At 50.1% G+C, this 21175-nt stretch carries 16 protein-coding genes and 1 pseudogene; 1 reads left to right on the forward strand and 16 read right to left on the reverse strand.

Features of this window, described 5'->3' with window-relative positions; translation table 11 throughout:
* Positions 1–735 precede the first annotated feature (735 nt).
* From QZQ08_RS05070 to QZQ08_RS05145, 16 genes and pseudogenes are all read right to left on the reverse strand, one after another.
* On the reverse strand, positions 736–1959 hold the full coding sequence (locus tag QZQ08_RS05070; RefSeq protein WP_296328944.1) for a hypothetical protein: 1224 nt from the start codon (positions 1957–1959) through the stop codon (positions 736–738).
* A 100-nt stretch (positions 1960–2059) separates the two neighbouring features.
* On the reverse strand, positions 2060–3049 hold the full coding sequence (locus QZQ08_RS05075; protein ID WP_296328841.1) for a VirK/YbjX family protein: 990 nt from the start codon (positions 3047–3049) through the stop codon (positions 2060–2062).
* 2 nt (positions 3050–3051) lie between these two features.
* The gene (locus tag QZQ08_RS05080; protein WP_296328844.1) at positions 3052–3609 is read right to left on the reverse strand and encodes a hypothetical protein; all 558 of its coding nucleotides are present in this window, start codon (positions 3607–3609) and stop codon (positions 3052–3054) included.
* Positions 3610–3689: 80 nt separating this feature from the next.
* Positions 3690–4925, reverse strand: coding sequence for an SH3 domain-containing protein (locus QZQ08_RS05085; RefSeq protein ID WP_296328847.1), 1236 nt, complete (start codon positions 4923–4925; stop codon positions 3690–3692).
* A 60-nt stretch (positions 4926–4985) separates the two neighbouring features.
* Entirely contained in the window at positions 4986–5624 is a 639-nt protein-coding gene (locus QZQ08_RS05090; RefSeq protein WP_296328850.1) for a YigZ family protein, read from the reverse strand.
* 681 nt (positions 5625–6305) lie between these two features.
* Positions 6306–7793, reverse strand: coding sequence for an aldehyde dehydrogenase family protein (locus QZQ08_RS05095; RefSeq protein ID WP_296328853.1), 1488 nt, complete (start codon positions 7791–7793; stop codon positions 6306–6308).
* A 274-nt stretch (positions 7794–8067) separates the two neighbouring features.
* A complete protein-coding gene (locus QZQ08_RS05100) occupies positions 8068–9441 on the reverse strand; it encodes an aminopeptidase (RefSeq protein ID WP_296328855.1) in 1374 nt (457 codons plus the stop codon).
* Between the two features lie 313 nt (positions 9442–9754).
* Positions 9755–10543, reverse strand: a complete 789-nt coding sequence (locus QZQ08_RS05105; protein WP_009016124.1) for an enoyl-CoA hydratase-related protein — start codon at positions 10541–10543, stop codon at positions 9755–9757.
* A gap of 15 nt (positions 10544–10558) precedes the next feature.
* On the reverse strand, positions 10559–11416 hold the full coding sequence (locus QZQ08_RS05110) for a 3-hydroxybutyryl-CoA dehydrogenase (protein WP_296328860.1): 858 nt from the start codon (positions 11414–11416) through the stop codon (positions 10559–10561).
* Positions 11417–11665: 249 nt separating this feature from the next.
* Positions 11666–12820: an acyl-CoA dehydrogenase gene (locus tag QZQ08_RS05115; protein ID WP_296328862.1), complete on the reverse strand. Its 1155-nt coding sequence runs from the start codon at positions 12818–12820 to the stop codon at positions 11666–11668.
* Between the two features lie 42 nt (positions 12821–12862).
* Positions 12863–14044 (reverse strand): acetyl-CoA C-acetyltransferase, encoded by a 1182-nt coding sequence (locus QZQ08_RS05120; RefSeq protein WP_296328866.1) that lies wholly within the window; start codon positions 14042–14044, stop codon positions 12863–12865.
* Positions 14045–14460: 416 nt separating this feature from the next.
* Positions 14461–14833, reverse strand: a pseudogene (locus QZQ08_RS05125) (Rid family detoxifying hydrolase).
* 14 nt (positions 14834–14847) lie between these two features.
* On the reverse strand, positions 14848–16008 hold the full coding sequence (locus tag QZQ08_RS05130; RefSeq protein ID WP_296328871.1) for a M20 aminoacylase family protein: 1161 nt from the start codon (positions 16006–16008) through the stop codon (positions 14848–14850).
* Between the two features lie 12 nt (positions 16009–16020).
* On the reverse strand, positions 16021–17400 hold the full coding sequence (locus tag QZQ08_RS05135; RefSeq protein ID WP_296328874.1) for a sodium:alanine symporter family protein: 1380 nt from the start codon (positions 17398–17400) through the stop codon (positions 16021–16023).
* A 104-nt stretch (positions 17401–17504) separates the two neighbouring features.
* Positions 17505–18671, reverse strand: coding sequence for a diaminopropionate ammonia-lyase (gene dpaL / locus QZQ08_RS05140; protein WP_296328877.1), 1167 nt, complete (start codon positions 18669–18671; stop codon positions 17505–17507).
* 23 nt (positions 18672–18694) lie between these two features.
* Complete coding sequence (locus QZQ08_RS05145) at positions 18695–19921, reverse strand: Zn-dependent hydrolase (protein ID WP_296328879.1); 1227 nt, start codon at positions 19919–19921, stop codon at positions 18695–18697.
* A 177-nt stretch (positions 19922–20098) separates the two neighbouring features.
* Between QZQ08_RS05145 and QZQ08_RS05150 the strand changes: the two genes are divergently transcribed.
* Positions 20099–21025 carry an AraC family transcriptional regulator gene (locus QZQ08_RS05150; protein WP_296328882.1) on the forward strand — a complete coding sequence of 309 codons (927 nt, stop codon included), beginning with the start codon at positions 20099–20101 and terminating at the stop codon, positions 21023–21025.
* Positions 21026–21175: the final 150 nt, after the last annotated feature.

Below are 21175 nucleotides of genomic sequence, written 5' to 3' on the forward strand. Positions count from 1 at the left end.
ACCACAAGGGTTCGCTATGGATTTTTAAGTGTTCAACTTAATTATACAATCCGCCAAAACCTTGTGATATTGTATCATTTTCACTCAATTGATTCATCCATTATTGACAAAACAAGCGAATTTCCACACCTTTATGAACTATGGTTCCAGGCGCCTTACGGCCATTTTTATTGACGATTATCAGAGAAGTTATCCATCTGATTTTTCTTTTCTAATTATATGTTTTTAATCAAAATTTTAAATATCATAATCGCGATGTTATGCTTTTTTATCGATTATCATCGCGATTGCTTCTAGATTATTTTACTAGGTTATTTTCCTTTAGCTTACCATATCATCTTTTTACTCATCATGTCCTCACTTTTACCCTTTTATCTTACCATAAACGCATTTATTTGTCTTTTTATCATATACAATCATGATGTCTGTCCATTCTCCTTATTTTTATCGGTAGGATTCTGCCGATAGCAGTTATTCCCTACTTTCATACCTTTTAGGTATGAAAGTAGGGAATAACTGCTTCATAACCAATAGGTCCTCCCCCAGCAGGTCTTTTTAGGACGCTAGCGCCCTGCCCCGTCGTCACGGAGCCATGTTCCTAAAGCCGTCCCAGGTGCCCTCCCTTATTTAGTGTTTTACGTCCTTTTCTTCTCACGTCATACGAAAAATAAAAATGGGACCATGAAGAAATGATTCTTTCATTTCTTCATGGTCCCGTTAGGATTCCTATGATTGTTATTCTTCAGCAAGATCGAGATCGACGTCCTCGTCTTCATCATATTCAGCGTCTTCGTCGGTATGAGAATTGGCTTTCACGTCGGCGTCTTTCTTTTCGTCAGCGGCGAGGGTCTTTTCCGTTTCGGCGTCTGCTTTATCGTCGCTTTCTTTTTCTGCAGCTGCCTTATCATCAGCCTTGTCCGTCTTCTTTTCACTTACGGCGGGCTTTTCCACCGTATCAAGCTTGTCATCCCGTTCTTCTTCACTGGCAGGAACAGCCTGGACGCCTGCTGTCGATGCGCCATGGAGCACAATCCCTTGAACGGTCGTATCTTCAAGGACCTGGACATAGGTGTTGCTGCCTGCCGGAATGGTCACTTGGGCTCCCTTGACAAAGGCGCCGCCAACAATCCCGACTGGGCCAAAAAGGACCATGCCGCCAATGGAAGCACCGGCTGCACCGGCAACGGTCTTGGCCTGCTGTTTAGCCAGTTCCCCAACGGTTACGGGAATCTTTTCCCCGTTTACGGCGGTCACAGAAGAAAAGTCGATGTCAATGCGGGCATCACGTCCAAAGATGCGGGGCTGTACCACTTTTTTGATTGTGGCATTGCCTCGGGCGCCTTTTGGCAGGACAAGGGCTTCCCCAACGTACACATTGTCATCGGCGATAAAATCGACTTTATCACCGGCTTGGGCCGTCTTACTGTTGATGTCTTCCATGAATTTGATCTTAATGAGGGAATCTTTCGGCAGCGTCACAGTCTGACGGGAAAGGCTGCCTGAGGGAAAGGCACTCTTTGTGAGACGGGACAGACGGGACAGGATTGTATCCTGCGTGTACTGGGTCCCAAACAGATCCGTTTCAAGGTTCCCAATACGGGTCTTCACGCCTTCATCACTCATCCGGTCAGCAAACTGCCACTCGATGGCGTTCATCTGACTAGCAATGGAAAGCTGTGTGCCGCTTGGCGTACCTTCAAGGCGATTATAGACGCGGTCCACACGGCTCATGACACTGCCGCTCGAGGTTTGTCCATAAAGGTCCTTTTCCATCTTATCCACACGGCTTACAAGGGACCCGCTCTGTTCGGTCCCATAAAGAAACTGTTCGGATACACCCACTTTATCGGACACGGTGCCAGAAGCAAGGGATTCAGCTGCAAAAGCCGGTGTAAGACAAGTAAGGCTTACAAGGGCCGCCATCATCATACTTAGCATTTGTTTTTTCAAGGGATACACCTCCGTCAGATTCTTCACACTGAAATTCTCCCTTCATTGTAGCATAAATAGAAAGCTTACGGTAGTAAAACTAAATTTTTCACAGTTTGCTGACAACCGGTTAATGAGCCAGCCACGGCGCAAGGGCGGCTTCCATGCTTTCATTTATACGATCCATGAGTTCATAGCGGCGGCGGTGGTTGGCCCGTTTGGAAGGTTTCAGTTCCGACAGGTCACGGCGATGCTCTGCTAAGGGGATTTCATAAAAGCGCGGATCCTGGGTGGGCGCGCCCCCACATTCTGCCCAGAAGTCGCCAAAATTAGTTTTGAGCTTGCGGTCCATGCGGACATGATTCATGGCATAATACCCTATATTGGTCACGGCATAGATGGTTTCTGCCCCCATAAGGCCCGCTGCCGTGCGAAGGCCGTAAAAGATCAGGTTCTTGGTACGGTAGCCAAAAAATTTCTTGGTCATGGCCTTGACGGCCTCGTTTCCTAAGGTCGTTCCTTGGAGGGCCCCCACAAAAAGAGCCGGTTTTCCCGTTTCAGGGGAAGGACCAAACCAAAACATGATCTGGTAAAAGTCAAGGGAACCCCAATGAAGAACCAAAGACAGGCAGCCTTCCTTGCGCTGACCCGGATGGAACAACAGGTCCATCGTAAGGGGCTTTTCCTCAAATGTATCGGACCAAAGGGTGATCTTATCATGGGCCTCGTAGATCGTTAAAAGAAAATCATCCGTCAGGTGCGTTTCCAAATGGCCAATGTGCTGCTTGATGAGGGCAATGCGGTCACTAAAGGAGGCACCCTTATAAAAAAAAGCCCGTGTAGCCTGTTCCATGAGACAGGGCATGCCGGCCCGAACCCGTGCCCGTATGGGTGTTTCATGAAAAAAATGCTGGAGTCCTTTCATTTCCCTTTGATGAAAGTAGGTGCGCAGCAAAAAGACCCAGTAGCGTTTGCGTTCCTTGAGATGTGAGCAGTTATAACAGGCATGACCCGTTTCCCGGATTTCGTTCCAATCCATCTTTTCCATCCTTTCTTCGATGAGCGTCTGCTTAAGAAAAAGGGCTGCAACAAGGTGAATTGTTACAGCCTCTTTCAGCATGATTATTTGTTGTTCTTGATGGCCTTGTTCAGTTCCCGTTTGCACAAGTACTGGAAGCGATTATGGGGATAATCGAACTTCGGATGGATGGCGCCGGATTCACGTTCATCACGGAAGCGGTAATGATCTTCCTTGTAGCTGCCATTCAGCATGTTGATAGTGGCAAAATTCCCTTCAAAACGGAGTTTTGTCACCGGTTCGCGGCGGAAATTATCTTCTTCCACATCGAACTTATCAACACTCATGGCCACAACGCAGTCAGCGCCGCTGGCTTTAGCGATGGCTTCCAGACCTTCTTTGGTAAAAAGGTTATCCTGCTGGGCAAGGGCGGCTTTTCTTACGATATCGGAATCAACAAGGTCATATTCCGGATACTGGAAGAGTTCCGAAACTTCCGTGCTATAGGCAATGGGTTTGAGACCAGCGTCGTCTTCCACATTTTCGCCGATGATGAGCGGCACGACAGCAAGCTTCATCGCGGCGTCGGCACGACTCATGCCGGGAAGGACGAGTAAAGCAGAAAAAAGCGCGGCAGCAGCCATTTTAACGAATTTATTCATTTGTAGGGCCTCCTATTTTCTTTCAGGATGATAGAGCGATTGTACCACAAAATTAGGAAATTGACCATAGAGTCAACAAATTAGGCTTCTTTGCAGTAGGCAGCAGCGACCCAACCAGTCTCGCCGTTTTCCCGTCTGACGCGAAGCCAGTTCATGCCGCCGCCATCGGCAGCGTCAAGGATGGTCACCGTCTCCCCTTGTTCAAAGTAGCCCAGGACATCGCCGTTAAGGCTGGCATCGCCGCGCATACGGACTTCCGTACCGGTAATGACGCCCTTGCGTCCATTTTGGACAGCATCGCTGGGAACTTCATATTCATCGGCAACGACGCAGTAATCAGCAGCAATCCAGCCAGTGGCTCCATTAGCACGGGTCACTTCATACCACTTCATGCCGCTTGCCACATCGCTTTTGAGGACGCTCAGGACTTCCCCGTCATCAAAGACACCAATGATGTCCTGATCAAGACCAGGTCCGCGTCTCATGCGGACTTCCGTTCCCTGGACATGACCCGGTTTTCCCTGTACGGCAGGCTGTGCCGGTGTTTCCTTAACAGGCGATGCCGAAGCCGCTGCTTCTACGTCCGCGGCTTGGGAAGCGGCTTTGGGTTCAGAAGGAGTTTCAGCAGCCGGTTCCTTTTGGGCCGATGGATCCGCGGCCGCAGCTTCATCCGTCTTGGAAGAAGCCGCTTCCGGAGCGGGCGTTTCCTTCTTGGGTGCGGGAGCGGAAACCGTATCAGGCGGGATTTCCGACGCGGACAGGTTGACTTCTACTTCGCCCTCGCTCTTATCGAGGATGGAACCTGCGTGATAAAGACCGATGATGCTTCCGTCGTCATCGACATAATACGTATCGGGAAGGGCCTTTGCTTTTGCCGGATCCACGTCGTAAAGGTACTGAAGGCCGCTTTGGGTACGGTTTTCCAGCTCGGTCCCGCTGTAATAATAGCTCAGGGGTCTCAGCTCGCCGGTCTTGCGGTCAAAGGTCATGCCCTGCGTTTCTTCAACGCCCATTTCCGGCGTCATAACGAGGGTCAGGCTGATAACGTGATCGTTGGCCCGATGAACATCATAATGGACCTTGCCTCCGCCAAGAGTCGATGCTTCGCTTACAAAAGAGGCCACTTTGCTCGAAAGGGCCGAATTGATCTTATCCGTTGCCGCCTTGGTTCCGCCTGTCACTTCCGGGCATTCCACGGTCACGGATTGCTCCGTCCGCGTCACGGTCCGAACAGGCGCACTGACAGCTGCCCACGCAGGAATGCTTGTTTCCAGGAAGGCACAGCTCATGAGGATGGCCATTGTCTTTTTTAACATGGTGCGCAGTCTCCTTCTTTTTCCTTAATACTCCTATTTTACTGTATCTGTGAAGCAGGGTCAAGAATGAGACGCTTCCAGCGGTTCTTCTGCTTCAAAAAGGCGCAGCTCCTCAAGGCTGACAGGGCTGCGCAAACTTTCTGTTAGAAAATGCGTCACGTCCGCCTGATCGGCGCGCTTACAGGTAAGAATGATGGTTGCTTGGTCATCATACTGAACATCTTTGACAGAAAAAAGCGGTTTGCCGTAAAGATGGTTCAAGACGCGCCCCACATCGTCAATGGGCCAGGTAAAGGCATAGTCTCCCATGGGAATCATGCAGGAAAGCCCAGACGCCTTGATAGCTTCTGAAACGGCCTTGGCATACGTGCGGGTAAGGCCGCCGGCGCCCAATTTGATTCCACCGAAATAACGGGTTACAACAGCAACGACGTTATAGAGCTCTTTTTGGCGCAGCACTTCAAGCATGGGCGCGCCTGCCGTGCCGGCTGGTTCCCCATCGTCACTGGACCGCTCCGCCCGGGGATTGATGCCGACGATATAAGCCGAGCAATTATGACTGGCGTCCCAATATTCTTTTTTGAGGGCCTTGATCTGAATCTGGGCCTCTTGTTCAGTGGAAACGCGGTATAAACTTGTCAGGAACCGGGATTTTTGGACCACAAGTTCCGTCTGGACATTGCGTGTGATGACGTACAAGGATGAAGGCTCCCTTCTGATAGATAGGGATATTATAGCATTTTTGGCGGCTGGCGCCAAACCGCCCGGCTCATCCACCACCCACCAAGCCTAGTTGGTGGATACCCCCGCCCTAGTAAGGCGGAACGGCTTTCGCCGCCCTGAGGCAAAAACACGGAGGCCAAAGACCGTAAGAAAAAAGACGGCAGAGTAGGCCCAAAACCAAGCCTAATCGTAGGTTCAGTTTTGGGCGCTTCGCTTTTTATAACGATTGCAAAAAGCTGGTCTTTTTAAAACGTAGAAAACAAAAAACGCATGCTGCCTCATAAAATGAGGCAGCACGCGTCTTTTGGTGGTGGATGAAAAAAGCAAGTAATGTTTTTTTGCGAGCGGTTACCAAGGCCGATTCGCCCGGGTCCTGAGGCTTTTTTGGAGCGTGAGCGGAAAGCGAAAAATCATGGTTTAGGGCGAATCATTTCGGACCCGTTCCCCCGTCAGGGGGCGGTTTCCATCCGCGCCTTACCCCCTATTTTGCTTCGAGTAAAAAGACAGAGCAGGAAGCATCCAGGCGTTCCCTGTCCCTAAACGTGAGACGACCCATTCCACGACAGGCCATGCTCCCATTGTTTCCACCTCGTTTTTCATAGAACAATGGGAGCACGTAATTCCATTAAATCGGAGCGTTTGCTGCTTTAGGCCCAATCATTTCACGTCATACATCCCACTCACCCCTTCACGCAGGTTGATGAGGATATTTTTCAACTGGCTGTAATGTTCCAGAAGGACCTTATGGGTTTCCCGGCCAATACCGGATTTTTTGTAGCCGCCGAAAGGAGCGCCGGCGGGCAGGTCGTTATAGGTGTTGACCCACATGCGTCCCGTGCGGACGGAACGGGCTACCTTAAGGGCCGTATCAATGTTCTTTGTAAAGACGGCACCGCCAAGACCGTATTCACTGGCATTTGCAAGGTCAATCACTTCGTCAAGGGTCTTAAATTTCTGGATGACAACAACAGGTCCAAAGATTTCTTCCTGGCAGACGCGGCAGTCGTTGGTATGGCTGATAAGGATGGTTGGTTTCATAAAAAAGCCCTTATCGCAGCCATTTTCAGTGTAGCGTTCGCCGCCTGTCACAAGTTCTGCCCCTTCTTCCACGCCGATTTTGACATAGTTCAGGACTTTTTCCTGCTGGGAACGATAAATCTGGGCGCCCAGCTGGGTATTCGGGTCTGTCGGATCCCCAATCCGGACATGTTCAAAGGTGTCTTTCAGGTGGCTGACAAATTCATCAAAGATGCCTTCCTGGACAAAGAGACGGGAACCGGCACAGCAGACCTGGCCCTGATTGAAGAGGATGCCCTTGCAGGCACCGTCAATGGCTTGCTTAAGGTCAGCGTCATCAAAAACGATATTCGCCGATTTACCGCCAAGTTCCAAAGTCACAGGAATCAGTTTGTCACAAGCGGCCTGATAGACGCCGTGACCAACTTCTGTGGAACCGGTAAAGGCCAGTTTATCAAGGTCCGGATGATCCAGAAGCCACTGACCGCTGCGGGAACCTTTGCCGGTAATGAGGTTCACGACCCCTTTGGGCAGGACGCCGTCAATGAGGCGGAGCAGTTCCAGCAGGGACAAAGAGGTATGGGAAGACGGCTTAATGACAACCGTATTGCCTGCAGCAAGAGCCGGTGCAAGCTTCCAGCAGGCCATGGTAAAGGGGAAGTTCCAAGGGATGACCTGACCGACGACACCTACAGGTTCATGGAGAACAAGGGACATGGTGTTGTCGTCAAGCATGGTGGCAGAGCCTTCCCATGCGCGCAGGCAGCCGGCAAAATAACGGAAGTGATCCGAGCCTAAAGGAATATCAGCGGCCATGGTCTCACGGATGGGTTTGCCGTTGTCGAGGGTCTCCACAAGGGCCAGCCGTTCCTTATTCTCATCGATGATGTCCGCAATCTTAAGGAGCAGGTTCTGACGCTCAATGGGAGAGGTTTTGGACCAGCTGGGGAGTGCCTCACGGGCCGCCTTGACGGCGCGGTCCACGTCTTGTTTGGTGGCTTCGGCGCACAGAGCCAAGGCTTCCCCATTGGCTGGATTATGGGCGGCAAACGTAGTTCCGTCTGAGGCGGGTACAAATTCACCGTTGATGTACAGACCATATTCTTTTAAAAGATCGACTTTTTGCATCGTTCATGCTCCTTTCAAGTTTGCATCACTATCATAAAAACTACTTTTGATCATTGGATTTGTTAGGTTATCCATCCACCGTTTAACTTGTGTGGATGGATGAACATATTATACTATACCTTTTTGAGTTACAGTTCATTTTTCACAGAAAATCCAACATTTTGTTTTCTTATGCTTTTATTATTTTAAGAATCATTATTATTTATGTTCCTTTTGAGACTTCCCGTATAAAAAAAACACTGCCTCCGAAGAAGCAGTGTCAATTCAGTCATGCTTAATTGCTTTCAAAAAAAACTTTGTATCCCAAGTAGGTTTCGTACGCATCAGCCTTTGACAGAAGATCATAGGGAGAATGCATGCTCAGCATGGCAGTTCCGCAGTCAACGACTTCGCAGCCCCAATCAGCCATCATGAAGGCAATGGTTCCGCCGCCGCCCTGGTCCACCTTGCCCAGCTCACCAATCTGCCAAGCTACACCGCCGTCATTAAAGATCTGACGGACTTTTTGGATGAATTCGCTGTTGGCGTCATTGCTGCCGGCTTTACCGCGAGCCCCGGTGTATTTGGTCAGGGCAAGTCCATAGCCGCAAAGGGAAGAATTATCCTTTTCCGTAACTTCAGGGAACATGGGGTCAAGGCAGCTATTGACGTCGCCAGAGAGCATTTCGCTCTTTTCCATGGTTTCGTAAAAGTCCAGCAGGGCCCCGCTGCCTTGAAGGGCCAGCATTTTCATGACAAACTTCACGAAATAGGAGCTCATCATCCCCGTATTCCCGTAGGAGCCAATCTCTTCTTTATCCGTAAAGAGGGCTACCTGGGTCTTATTCCCCGGTTTGGCAGCAAGCAGGGCTTCCAGATTGGCATAGGAGCAGACACGGTCATCCTGGCCATAGGCGGCAATGAGAGAGCGGTCAAAACCGACATCGCGGCTTTTCATGGCCGGTACCAATTCGAGTTCAGCCGTCGTAAAATCTTCTTCTGTAATCCCATAGGTCTTTTTGAGGAGGGTGAGGATGGCGTCCTTCACTTTCTCCTGTTTTCCGGCATGGGATCCGATGATGGCCTGGAGCTGTTCACCGGTCACGCCTTCGGCCATGGTCTTTTTCATTTGGTCTTGGGCCATGTGGATCAAAAGGTCCGTAATATAAAAAACGGGATCGTTTTCGTCCATGCCAATATTGACCTCGATCTTCTTGCCTTTCTGCGTGTAGATAACACCGCACAGGGCCAAGGGGATGCAGGGCCACTGATACTTCTTGATGCCGCCGTAGTAGTGGGTACGGAAGTAAACGAGGCCATCCTGCTCATGGACAGGGTTGCCTTTAAGGTCAAGACGCGGTGCATCGATATGGGATCCCACAATCTTCAGCCCTGCCTTGACGGGTTCTTTGCCGATTACGGCAAGGATGACGGATTTGCCTTTTTGGTTCCAGTAAACCTTATCTCCCTCATGAAGGGCCTTCATGTCGTAGAGCGGCTTAAAGCCTTTTTTTTCGGCCGCCTCTATGATGAAATTGACAGACTGCCGTTCCGTGCGGGCTTTGTCAAGAAAAGCCTTATATTTCTCGCCATAGGCCATCACGGCTTTTTTCTCACTGTTATTCATGCGCTGCCATACGGATTCGGTTCTGCTGTATGTTGTTTTCATGATGTTCCTCCTCACAATATGATGAGAAAAGTATAACACAAGATAAGAAAGGAGGGAAAGGGATTTGCGCTATAATGGCGCGCTGCACATGGACTTGGACTGATACCTGACGCTCCTATGTCTTTATGTCCGCATCTTGCAAAGATTCCCTTATGAGCGGCTGGCGGCCATCCCCCCTTAAGCTCCGGGCCAATCTGCCGGACGGGCCATCCATTTTACCCTAATTTCGCGCCGTCCTTTCCCCTCCTATACACAAAAAGACCATGAAGCACCTAGCTTCACGGTCTTTCCATCATCGCCTGCGCGATGCTTGTTACCGATTGGTAAAGACAGGTTTTCTCTTTTCGAGGAAGGCTGCCATGCCTTCTTTTTGGTCGCGTGTAGCAAAGCAGGATCCAAAGACCTGTGCTTCGTAAGCAAGACCGCTGCGCAGGTCCATGTTCATGCCCGTATTGATGGCATTTTTTGCAGACGCAATGGCCATCGGAGCTTTGCTCATGATCTTGCGGAGAATGGCTTCGCATTCTGGGATGAGGTTTTCCTGAGTCGTAATGCGGTTGATGAGACCAATCCGCAGGGCTTCTTCAGCGTCAATCATGGACCCGGTATAAATCATCTCTTTTGCTTCGCCCGTCCCGATAAGGCGGGCCAGACGCTGGGAGCCACCGAATCCCGGAATGATGCCGTAGTTGACTTCCGGCTGACCAAATTTGGCGTTGTCGGAAGCAAAACGGAAATCACAGGCAAGGGCCAGTTCGCAGCCGCCGCCCAGGGCAAATCCGTTGATGGCTGCTACGACAGCAACAGGGATGCGTTCAATGGCGTTAAAGACAGCATGACCAAGGACGGAGAAGCAGCGGGCTTCCGTTACGGTCATTTTGCTCATGGCGCCAAGGTCAGCACCAGCAACAAAGGATTTGGGGCCGGCACCGGTAATGAGGACGGATTTTGTCGCAACGTCAGAAGCCAGGCGATTGAAACAGTCCTTCATTTCTTCCAGGGTCAGCGTGTCCAGGGCATTCAAGGCTTTCGGACGGTTGATGGTTACCGTCGTGATGCCGTCTTCTGCTGTATTAACAAGCAGGTTCTTGTATTCATACATCCTGTTCACCGCCCATCATTTCTTGTAATCGTAGAATCCTTTGCCGGTCTTGCGTCCCAAATAACCAGCTTCGACCATCTTGCGGAGCAGCGGGCACGGACGATATTTCGGATCACCAAATTCCTTATAGAGGACTTCCATGATGGCAAGGACCGTGTCGTTGCCGATAAGGTCAGCAAGGGCCAGAGGTCCCATTGGATGGTTGAAGCCGAGTTTGGCAACGGCATCGATATCTTCTGCACTGGCAACGCCTTCCATCAGGGTGAAGATGGCTTCGTTCAGCATGGGGATCATGATCCGGTTGCCGACAAATCCAGCAGAATCCTTGACAGCTACAGGGGTCTTATCAAGGGCTGCAGCCAGGTCATACACTTTCTTGAAGGTATCGTCGCTCGTAGCAAGGCCGCGGGTGACTTCCACCAGTTTCATGACCGGAGCCGGGTTAAAGAAGTGCATGCCGATGAATTTATCAGCTCTCTTCGTGAACCCGCCGAGCATGGTGATGGAAACGGAAGAGGTGTTGCTGGCAATGATGGCGTCTTCCGGGCAGAGTTCATCAAGGGTCTGGAAAATGTCTTTTTTGATCTTGACGTTTTCCGTAGCGGCTTCAATCGCCAGATGAACGTTGCAGGTTTCTTTCGTCATCTCAACAACACCGGTGATGCGGCCCAGGGTTGCATTTTTCTCATCTTCGGTGATGCGGCCTTTTTCTACGCTGCGCGTGAGGTTCTTTTCGATATTTTTGATCCCGCGGTCAACAAATTCCTGTTTGATATCGCGGAGTACAACTTCTACACCATGAGCAGCCATGACTTGTGCAATACCGCTGCCCATCTGACCAGCGCCGATAACCATAACTTTCTTTAATTCCATAACTGAATATCTCCTTTTAAGGTAAATTCATGCAGTGGATAGCTGCATGGGAAACAGTGCCGCAAAAGGTTTTGGAAGCAAGCGCGGCTTCCGGGTTCTGTCAGTATACCCACAGCGATCCTCCTGCACCCTCTAATGTGCAGAAAGATATTTACAACTTTTCAGAGAACGATCGATACTTTATATCCCCCGTCCCCATAGGGGGCGAGGGATCAAAGTGTCATCAATCAGCAGGAATGCCGAGCGAGATTATTTCTTCTTTTTGTCGCTCAAGAGATCACGGGAGATGACCATACGCTGAACTTCGTTGGTGCCTTCATAGATCTGGGTGATCTTTGCATTACGCATATAGCGTTCAGCCGGATAGTCAACGGTGTAGCCGTAACCACCAAAAATCTGGACAGCATCAGTCGTAACTTCCATGGCAACGTCGGAAGCAAAGCACTTAGCCATAGCAGCGGCTGCAGAGTACGGTTTGCCTTCGTTCTTCAGGTTAGCTGCACGATAAACGAGCAGACGGGCAGCTTCGATCTTCATCGCCATATCAGCCATCTTGAAGCTCAGGGCCTGGAATTTGCAAATGCTGCGGCCGAACTGTTCACGTTCCTTGGAGTATTTCACAGCAGCGTCGAGGGCGCCCTGCGCAATACCCAGAGCCTGTGCAGCAACGCCGATACGGCCGCCGTCCAGGGTCTGCATAGCAATCTTGAAGCCTTCGCCTTCTTTGCCGAGCAGGTTTTCTTTAGGAACTTCGCAGTCTTCAAAAATCAATTCTGCCGTCAGGGAGGTGTGACCGCCCATTTTGTCTTCGATCTTACCGAAGCGGAAGCCCGGCATGCCTTTTTCAACGATGAAAGCGGAAATGCCGTGTACGCCAGCGCTCTTGTCGGTCATAGCAAAAATGACATAGGTTTCAGCTTCGCTGCCGTTGGTGATGAAGATTTTGGAACCGTTCAGGATGTATTTGTCACCCTTCAGGACAGCCGTGGTCTGCTGAGCGGAAGCATCCGTACCAGCAGCCGGTTCGGTCAGGCCGAAAGCACCGATGGTGCGGCCTTCGCAGATCGGGGTCAGGTATTTTTGTTTCTGTTCTTCCGTACCGAACATATAGATCGGCGTTGCGCACAGGGAAACGGAAGCGGAAAGGGTGATACCCGTACCATCATCAACTTTGGACATTTCTTCAACAGCCAAGATGTAGCTGAGAACGTCCATGCCAGCTCCGCCGTATTCTTCAGGGAAGCAGATGCCTTGGAAGCCATTTTCAATCATTTCGTTGATGATCTTGCGGTCCCAAACGTGGTTCTTGTCTCTTTCTTCAATGGTCGGAGCCAGGAATCTTTCTGCAAAATCAGCAGCCTGCTCCTTAATCATTTGTTGGTCTTCAGTCAGATTAAAATCCATGAATAATTCCCTCTTTCTCCACTTTTTTTAAGTGATTGATGATTATAACATTTCCACAACAGCAGACGTACCCATACCGCCGCCGATGCAGAGCGTTGCCAGTCCAAGCTTCTTGTCGCGGTTTTTCAGTGCGTACAGAAGCGTTACAAGGATGCGGGCGCCAGAAGCCCCAATCGGGTGACCGAGGGCAATGGCACCGCCATTGACGTTGACTTTTTCAGGATCGAAGTTCAGCTCACGGCCGACTTCTACAAACTGAGCAGCGAAAGCTTCATTGGCTTCGATGAGGTCGAGGTCCTTCACTTCCAGACCTGCCTTGGAGAGGGCTTTGCGGCTTGCAGGGATAGGCCCAATGCCCATGATGGCGGGATCGACACCGGCAGAAGCATAGGACAGGATCTTTGCCATTGGTTTGATGCCAAGTTCCTGAGCCTTTTCCGCGCTCATGATGACAAGGGCAGCAGCCCCGTCGTTCAGACCGGAAGCGTTGCCAGCCGTGACCGTGCCGCCTTGTTTGAAGGCAGGACGCAGCTTGCCCAGGATTTCCGTCGTGGTCCCTTCGCGCGGGAATTCATCCGTATCAAATACAGTTTCGCCTTTTTTGGTTTTAATGGTAACAGGAACGATTTCGTCCTTAAATGCACCGCTCTTGATGGCCGCAATGGCTCTTTGCTGGGAACGGGCAGAAACTTCATCCTGGTCTTCACGGGTGACACCGAATTTTTCAGCGACGTTTTCGGAAGTGATGCCCATGTGATAATTGTTGAACGCATCCCACAGACCATCTTTGATCATGACATCGACGAGTTTGCTGTCGCCCATGCGCAGGCCCCAACGAGCTTTGCCGCTAGTGACGAAAGGCGCGTTGGACATGCTTTCCATACCGCCGGCAACGACGATGTCGTTATCGCCAGCCAGGATAGACTGAGCAGCCAGTTCCACACATTTGAGACCGGAACCGCAGACTTTATTGACAGTAAAAGCAGGAACTTCAATAGGCAGGCCAGCTTTGATGGATGCCTGACGAGCAGGGTTTTGACCCAGTCCAGCTTGGAGAACGTTGCCAAAAATAACTTCGTCAACTTTTTCACCAGGGACATTGGCTCTTTTCAGGGCTTCCTTGATGACAATTGCACCGAGTTCAGGGGCAGACAGGGGAAGCAGGCTGCCACCAAATTTGCCGATAGCCGTTCTTACAGCACTTGCAATTACAACTTCGCGCATAACTAAATCATCCCTTCTTCAACAAGTTGTCGGTGACCTTTTCACCGATAAGTGAAGGCCGCCTTAACAGGTAAGGACACATATGGACCAAGGCCCATAGTTTCAGGTTTCACTTATGTATTCAATTATACACTAATTATGATTTGAATGGAACGGGAAAACCAAAAATTGTGAAAATTAGGAGGAAATCGAAGAAAAACCCTTGATGAGGGCGGAATAAATAAGTCCCCCTCCCCTTCCTTTCCCTGTCTTTTTCCTTTTTGACCCCATCTTTTGATCCTTGCAGCCAAGATTTTTTCTAGGCGGGTAAAAAGGGCCGTGAAAAATAATCCTTATTTTTCACGGCCCTCTTTTAAGGGGGTAGGTGTTTTATTGCAATCAGGGGATATATCCCTTGGTCTGATTCGTGACGGACCTCATGATTTTTCGGCAATGGCCTCAATTTCACAAATAGCGCATTTGGGCAGACTCTTTACAGCTACACAGCTTCTAGCTGGATGAGACATAAAATATGTGGCGTACACTTCATTAAAGGCGGCAAAGTCCTTCATATCCGCCAAAAAACAAGTGGTCTTGACGACTTTTTTCCAGGCTCGTGCCTGTAGTTTCCAAAATAGCCGCCACATTTTTGCAGCTCTGATGAGTCTGTTTTTCTATGTCATCAGGAACCAGCCCCGTTTTGGGAGCGACGGGAATCTGGCCGCTTGTGGTGACAAAGCCACGGGCTTCAAAGGGATATGAATAAGGGTCAATGGCACCGGGAGCTTTTTTCGTTTCAATTATACGCATTGGGGTTCCCCTTTTTACTTTTCTGGCAGACGTTCCTCGACAAGGGCTTTGAAGAAGGCCGCCCCAGTGAGAAGGACGTTGTCGTTGAAATCAAAGTGGGCATTATGGCACATATAGTTTTCTTTTCCCGCTTTCCCGCTTCCTAAAAACACGAAACACCCCGGGATCTTTGCAAGGAAGCTGCCAAAATCTTCAGAAGCCATCCAAGGCTGGCAGTTATCTTTTACCTTTCCCTCACCTACAGCTTTACGGGCTGCAGCCGCTGCATGCGACGTACATTCAGGCCAGTTGACCGTCGGTGCAAATTCATGGGTATAGCTGAATTCGTAGTCTGCCCCCGCCATAGCGCAGGCATGCTCCACAATGGCCTGCATACGGGTTTCAATGAGGGTCTGCATCTCAGGCGACGTGCTGCGCGTATCGCCGGTCATGACGATATTCGACGGAATGGCATTATGGGCGCCGTCCGTATGAAGTTCCGTCACAGACACGACAGCCGGTTTCAAGGGGTTGGCATTTCTTGAGACAATGGTCTGGAGGCCCAAGATGATCTGGGCCGCCGGAATCAAGGGATCAATGCCCACATGGGGACTAGATGCATGTCCGCCGCGGCCATGGATCTTGATGGTAAAGTTATCCTCGCTTGCCATGATCCCACCGGGACGGGTATGGATCTCGCCTTCGGGAAGGAAAGGAATATTATGAAGGCCATAGATTTCATCGACAGGATACTTTTCAAAAAGGCCGTCATCAATCATGGCCTGAGCCCCTTTTCCCGGTTCTTCGGCAGGCTGGAAGATAGCCCGGACCGTACCGTTAAAATTCCTCGATTCAGAAAGCAGCCACATGGCTCCCAAAAGGATCACCATATGTCCATCATGACCGCAACCGTGCATTTTTCCAGGAACGGCCGAACGATATGAAAAGGCTCCCTTTTCCTCGACATTGATCGCATCCATGTCAGCTCGCAGGCCAATCACTTTTTCCCCGTCGCCCACGGTAAGGTCTGCCACAATGCCCGTACCGCCAATACCTTCATGGACGGTGCAGCCCATGGCACACAGTTTATCCGCCAAAAAGCTGGCTGTTTTGACTTCTTCAAAGGCCGTTTCTGGCTGAGCATGGAGAGTATGCCGCCACGAAATAAGGGTTTTCTTTACTTTTTCTTCATCCATTAGACTGCCTCCTTACCTAGGCTGACTGCCTTCTGTCTCCCAGCTTGGGGTCTTTCCTGACTTTAATTTTTCCAAATAATCCTTGAGGACATGGACCACGTCCCCCTTCATCTTGAGCAAGGCGTAAACATTGAAGAAAACAAGGAAGGCCACACCAAAGTCCACAAGGTCCCACAAATCATCAAGCTGCATCATGGACCCCACGATGATGAGGAGTAAAACCAAGATTTTAAACATCTTGACATACCCTTCCACTTTTTCCGGAGTCTCCTTAAATAGATAGCGAACGCCCACTTCGCCATAGAAGACATCGGCAATGATGGTTGTAAAGCAGAAAAGGAAGGTCATGAGCATGACAAAATAATTGCCAAAACTGCCAAGATTTGCTGAAAAGGCCGCTTGGACAAGATTGACACCGATGGCTCCAGAGTGAAGGACACCGGATAAAAGAATGGCAAATTCTGTGCAGCTGCAGATGACGATGGTCGTCATAAAAGTCCCAAACATGGCGGAAAATCCTTGGTTCGCCGGATGTTTGACCTTCGCAGAAGCATGCATGGCAGCGGCACAGCCATTTCCCGCATCATTGGAAAAAAGACCGCGGGCTACGCCGTTACGAACAGCCTCTTTGATCGTATAGCCTACAGCACCGCCAGCGGTAGCTTCTGTTGTAAAGGCCGACGACATGATTTGCGTAAAAAGGGCAGGAATCTGGGAGAAATGGGTAATGACGATATAGATGACGCCCAGCAAATAGATGACAGCCATGAATGGAACCACAAGGGAAGCCGTCTCTGTAATCCGTTTGACTCCGCCCAGCACAACGAGGGCAGTCAAGAGGGCGACGCCAATACCAAGGACCCAGGTAGGAAGAGGATAAATCACGGTCACAGCCGAAGCAATGGAATGGGTCTGGAGCATGACAATAGCAATCCCAATGGCAAAGATTGTAAAGGCCGCATACAAAAGGGCCAACGTCTTATTGTGCAGGCCCTTTGTCATGTAATAAGGCGCCCCGCCATAAAAGTTGCCATCAGGGCTTTTTTCATGGTAGAGCTGCCCCAAGACGGCTTCAGCAAAGGAAATGACCATGCCGAGAAGGGCCGTCACCCACATCCAGAAAAGAGCGCCCGGACCGCCGGCCAAAAGAGCACTTGCTACGCCAACAAGGGACCCCGTCCCAACCTGGCCGCCAACGGTAGCACATAGGGCACTGAAGCCGGAAATACCACCTTCGCCGTCCATATTGGCCTTGAGGGAGCCCCAGATCTTGCCAAATTGAGTGAGCTGGGGAAATCCTGTGGCCACGCTGTAAATAAGCCCCGTTCCTAAAAGAATGATGGAAAGGACATATCCCCACATAAGGGAGTTGAATTCACTGATGAAGGTCATTTTTTATTCACCACTTTCCTAAATCTATAAGGGAATTCTTCTTAGTAGGTAAAGTAAGCGGTGCAGTCAGCCTGTCATGCTATGCTACACCGCATTGTGCGTCATCAGGAATGGTTCATGCCATCCCAAACGACCTTCCGATAATTCTCTTGGTCCGTATCTCCTTCCGTACTGATGCACAGGACAATGGAATCGGCCGTGAGCCCCAGTGCATGCTTCATACCCATAAGCTCAGGATCGATCATGAGGCGGTACACAAGCCCCGTAGTCACAGCACCGCTTTCACCTGAAACAATGGCCGGATCCCCTTTTGCGGGGTTGCCCAAAAGGCGCATGCCGCAAGCAGCTACGCTGTCATCAACAGAAAAGAAATGGGAAGCATGATGCTTGATGACGTTCCAGCCCAAAGTACAGACTTCGCCGCAGCAGAGCCCCGCCATCATGGACGCAAGACCACCGGTTACAGCGTGGAGCTTGCCATCATTGGCCTCAGCCGTTTCATAAAGGCAGTTGGCCGCTTTAGGCTCGACAATAGAAAGCTGGGGCATGTTCTTCCCATAATAGCGGGCCAAAAAGCCCGTAATGGCCCCTGCCATAGCTCCGACGCCGGCTTGCAAAAAGACGTGAGTAGGAACAACGTCCTTTAGGTCCTCCACCGCTTCATGGGCCATGGTCATATAGCCCTGCATGATCCAGCGGGGAATCGTTTCATACCCTTTCCACGCCGTATCCTGGACCAGGATCCAGCCTTTTTCTTCTGCTATACGGCTTGCCAAACGGACCGTGTCGTCATAGTTGACGCTCGTAACTTCCGCCTCCGCCCCTAATTTGCGGATATTGTCAAGTCGTTCCTGACGGGAGCCTTTGGGCATATAAATCACTGCCTTCTGTCCAAGGCGCTGGGCGGCCCAGGCAACGCCCCGCCCATGGTTGCCATCGGTCGCGGTTACGAAGGTATAGGTGCCGCGGGCAATGGAAGTCAAGTCATCCATGGCTTTTCCCGTCTTTTCTGCAAGGACTTTAGCAAGAGCATAGCTTCCGCCAAGTCCCTTGAAGGCATTGAGACCAAAACGGTAACTTTCATCCTTGACGTAAAGCCCCTTGAGTCCCAGGATCTTGGCCGTTTCCGCAAGATTTCTCAGCGGTGTCTTTGCGTAGCCGTCCAAGGTCTTGTGGAAGGCACGGACCTTTTCTGCCTCTTCCGTGGAAAAAGGCGCATCCCAGGCCCCGCATTTTCCATCACATGGAAACGGCGTTATGGAAATGGTCATATCAGTTCCTCCTTACATGCAACTTAAGCAAGAAGTATCTCAGCAACGACATCAAGGAAGACGTTTGCCCCGCCAACAAGATCCTCATCACGGGTATATTCCTTGGGATTGTGGCTGATACCCTTCACGCTCGGTACAAAAATCATGGCAGTCGGGCAAATGCGCGCCATCATCTGGGCATCCTGCCCGGCCCCGCTTGTCATCCGGCAATGGCTGAGGCCTCTTTTTTCTGCCATGATTTCGGTTATCTTACAGATTCCGTCATCAAATTCAACCGGTTCAAAGCGCACGAGCCGTTCTGTGTGGATCCTGACATGGTCCGTTTCTTCAAGTTTCTTCAAATAAGTAGCAAGCGCCATTTCTTCTTCCTTTAGTTTTTCTTCATTCGGATTTCGCACATCCACCGTAAAAACAGCCTTGGAAGGAATGACGTTAACCGCATTCGGTTCAAGGGCCATGGTTCCAACGGTGCAGACGGTCTTGCCTCTGGAAGCAAGGCAGCGTTCCCGCATAAAGACATTGACTTTGGAAGCGGCAAGGCCTGCGTCAATGCGCATATCTGTCGGTGTCGTTCCTGCATGGTTTGCTGTTCCTTCGATGGTAATGCGCTGCCAGGAAATGCCTTGAAGATTTTCAACGGCACCAATGGAAATGCCTTTGGCATCCATGATGGGACCCTGCTCAATATGCAGTTCGATGAATGCATAGGGTTTGATGAAACCAGGATCGACCGTTCCGCCGTAACCAATACGGGTCAGTTCATCCCGCAGGATAGTTCCATCGGTTCCTACGCTGTCAAGGGCTTCATTAAGGGCTAGACCGCCGGCATAGACCAAGGAGCCCATCATATCCGGCTGATAACGAACGCCTTCTTCATTGGTAAAAGCACCAACGACAAGGGGCCGTTTGAGCTGGGCCTTTTGTTCCTTCAAGGTGCGGACGATTTCAATCCCCGTCAAAACGCCGTAGCAGCCATCATATTGGCCGGCATTGATGACCGTATCAATATGGGAGCCAATCATGAGAGGCGCTTCCTTCTTGTTTTCTTCCGTTTCCCAAATGCCAAAAATGTTGCCAATGCGGTCGACGACCACATCAAGACCGGCGTCCTTCATTTGCTTTACAACAAAATCACGGCCTTCTTTTTCCGTGTCGGAAGCTGCAAGTCGCGTCCGTTCTCCGGAGGCATCAATGCCAATTTTCCCAAGCGTAAAGATCGAATCCAGCAGTCTTTTCTTATTGATATCCATAATTGCCACTCCTTTTCTTTCCCAGAGTATTTGAATTTTTGTTAAATTCAGTATATTTTATTTTAAGCACGGTTTCTATGTCAATCATCCCTATTTTTATCATTTTCTTCCCATTTTTAGGAACGCTGCGCGAGAATATGCTATACTGGGAAAAAGCAGACAAGGAGGGCAGAACCCATGGCTCAATCGTCATTTCCCCAATGCCGCCGTGAAGGCGTCCAGTATCGGATTTCGACAACAGAAAAGGCACAGGAAGAAATTTGGTATTCCCAGAGTGAAATTCCCATTGCCATGTTTACACAGCGTTATCAGTCCCATTTAGGGAGCCATATTCCCATTCACTGGCACCAGGAGATGCAGCTGCTTTGGGTCTATGAAGGCACCCTGTCCTACCGCGTCAATGGCATGGAGTTTCCCCTTGACCGCAGCCAGCTTCTTTTCATCAACGATGCCATCCTGCATAGCTCGCAACCCATTACGACAGAAGTCAAGACCTTATGCATTGATTTCAGAAAGGATATCTTTTCCCCTGCCCTTTGGAACAAATTCCTGCGCCCCCTTACGGAAAATCCTTACTGCACGTATGAACTCATCAACCTGACTGCTCAAGCCCTTGAAAAACTTGGCCGCTTTATCCACCATGTCGATGATTCTACGGGCCTTTTTTCCGTCACGACCTTCATTATGGAAGTCATGGAAGAAATCATGGAGACTTTTAAAGAAAGCGGTGAGGCAAAAAATACAGAAGAACGCATGCTTTTTGATGAAATTCTCTCCTTCATCAAGGACCATTTCAGCGAAACCCTCACCATTTCCCAACTATCAGCGGCCGCCCATCTTAATAAGAACAAACTGACGGCACTCTTTCAGAAATATACAGGCATGCCGCCCATCCATTTTCTTAACACCTATCGGCTTGATGAGGCCCGGACACAGCTCCTTAAGTCAGAACGGAGCGTATCCGAGATCAGCGAGGACGTGGGTTATGGTCAGATCAGTCATTTTATCCAGCAGTTCAGGCATCGGTATGGCATGACGCCCCTCCAGTATCGGAGGACCTACAGCGCCAAGATTGAGCGCTGTGAAATCACGTCACTGCTGTAAGCGCAAAATGTGAAATTTACTTTTCCCCATGTATGGATTGCGCTTCTTGCCATAGGGGCAAATCCTTACGGCTAAAAAATTGATTTGATTGTAATGTAAACTGGTATAGGCCGCGGCACGAGCCAAAAAGGCGCATATCTTTCCTAACAA

Source organism: uncultured Acidaminococcus sp., assembly GCA_900538365.1.
In the GTDB taxonomy this organism is placed as follows: Bacteria; Bacillota; Negativicutes; order Acidaminococcales; family Acidaminococcaceae; genus Acidaminococcus.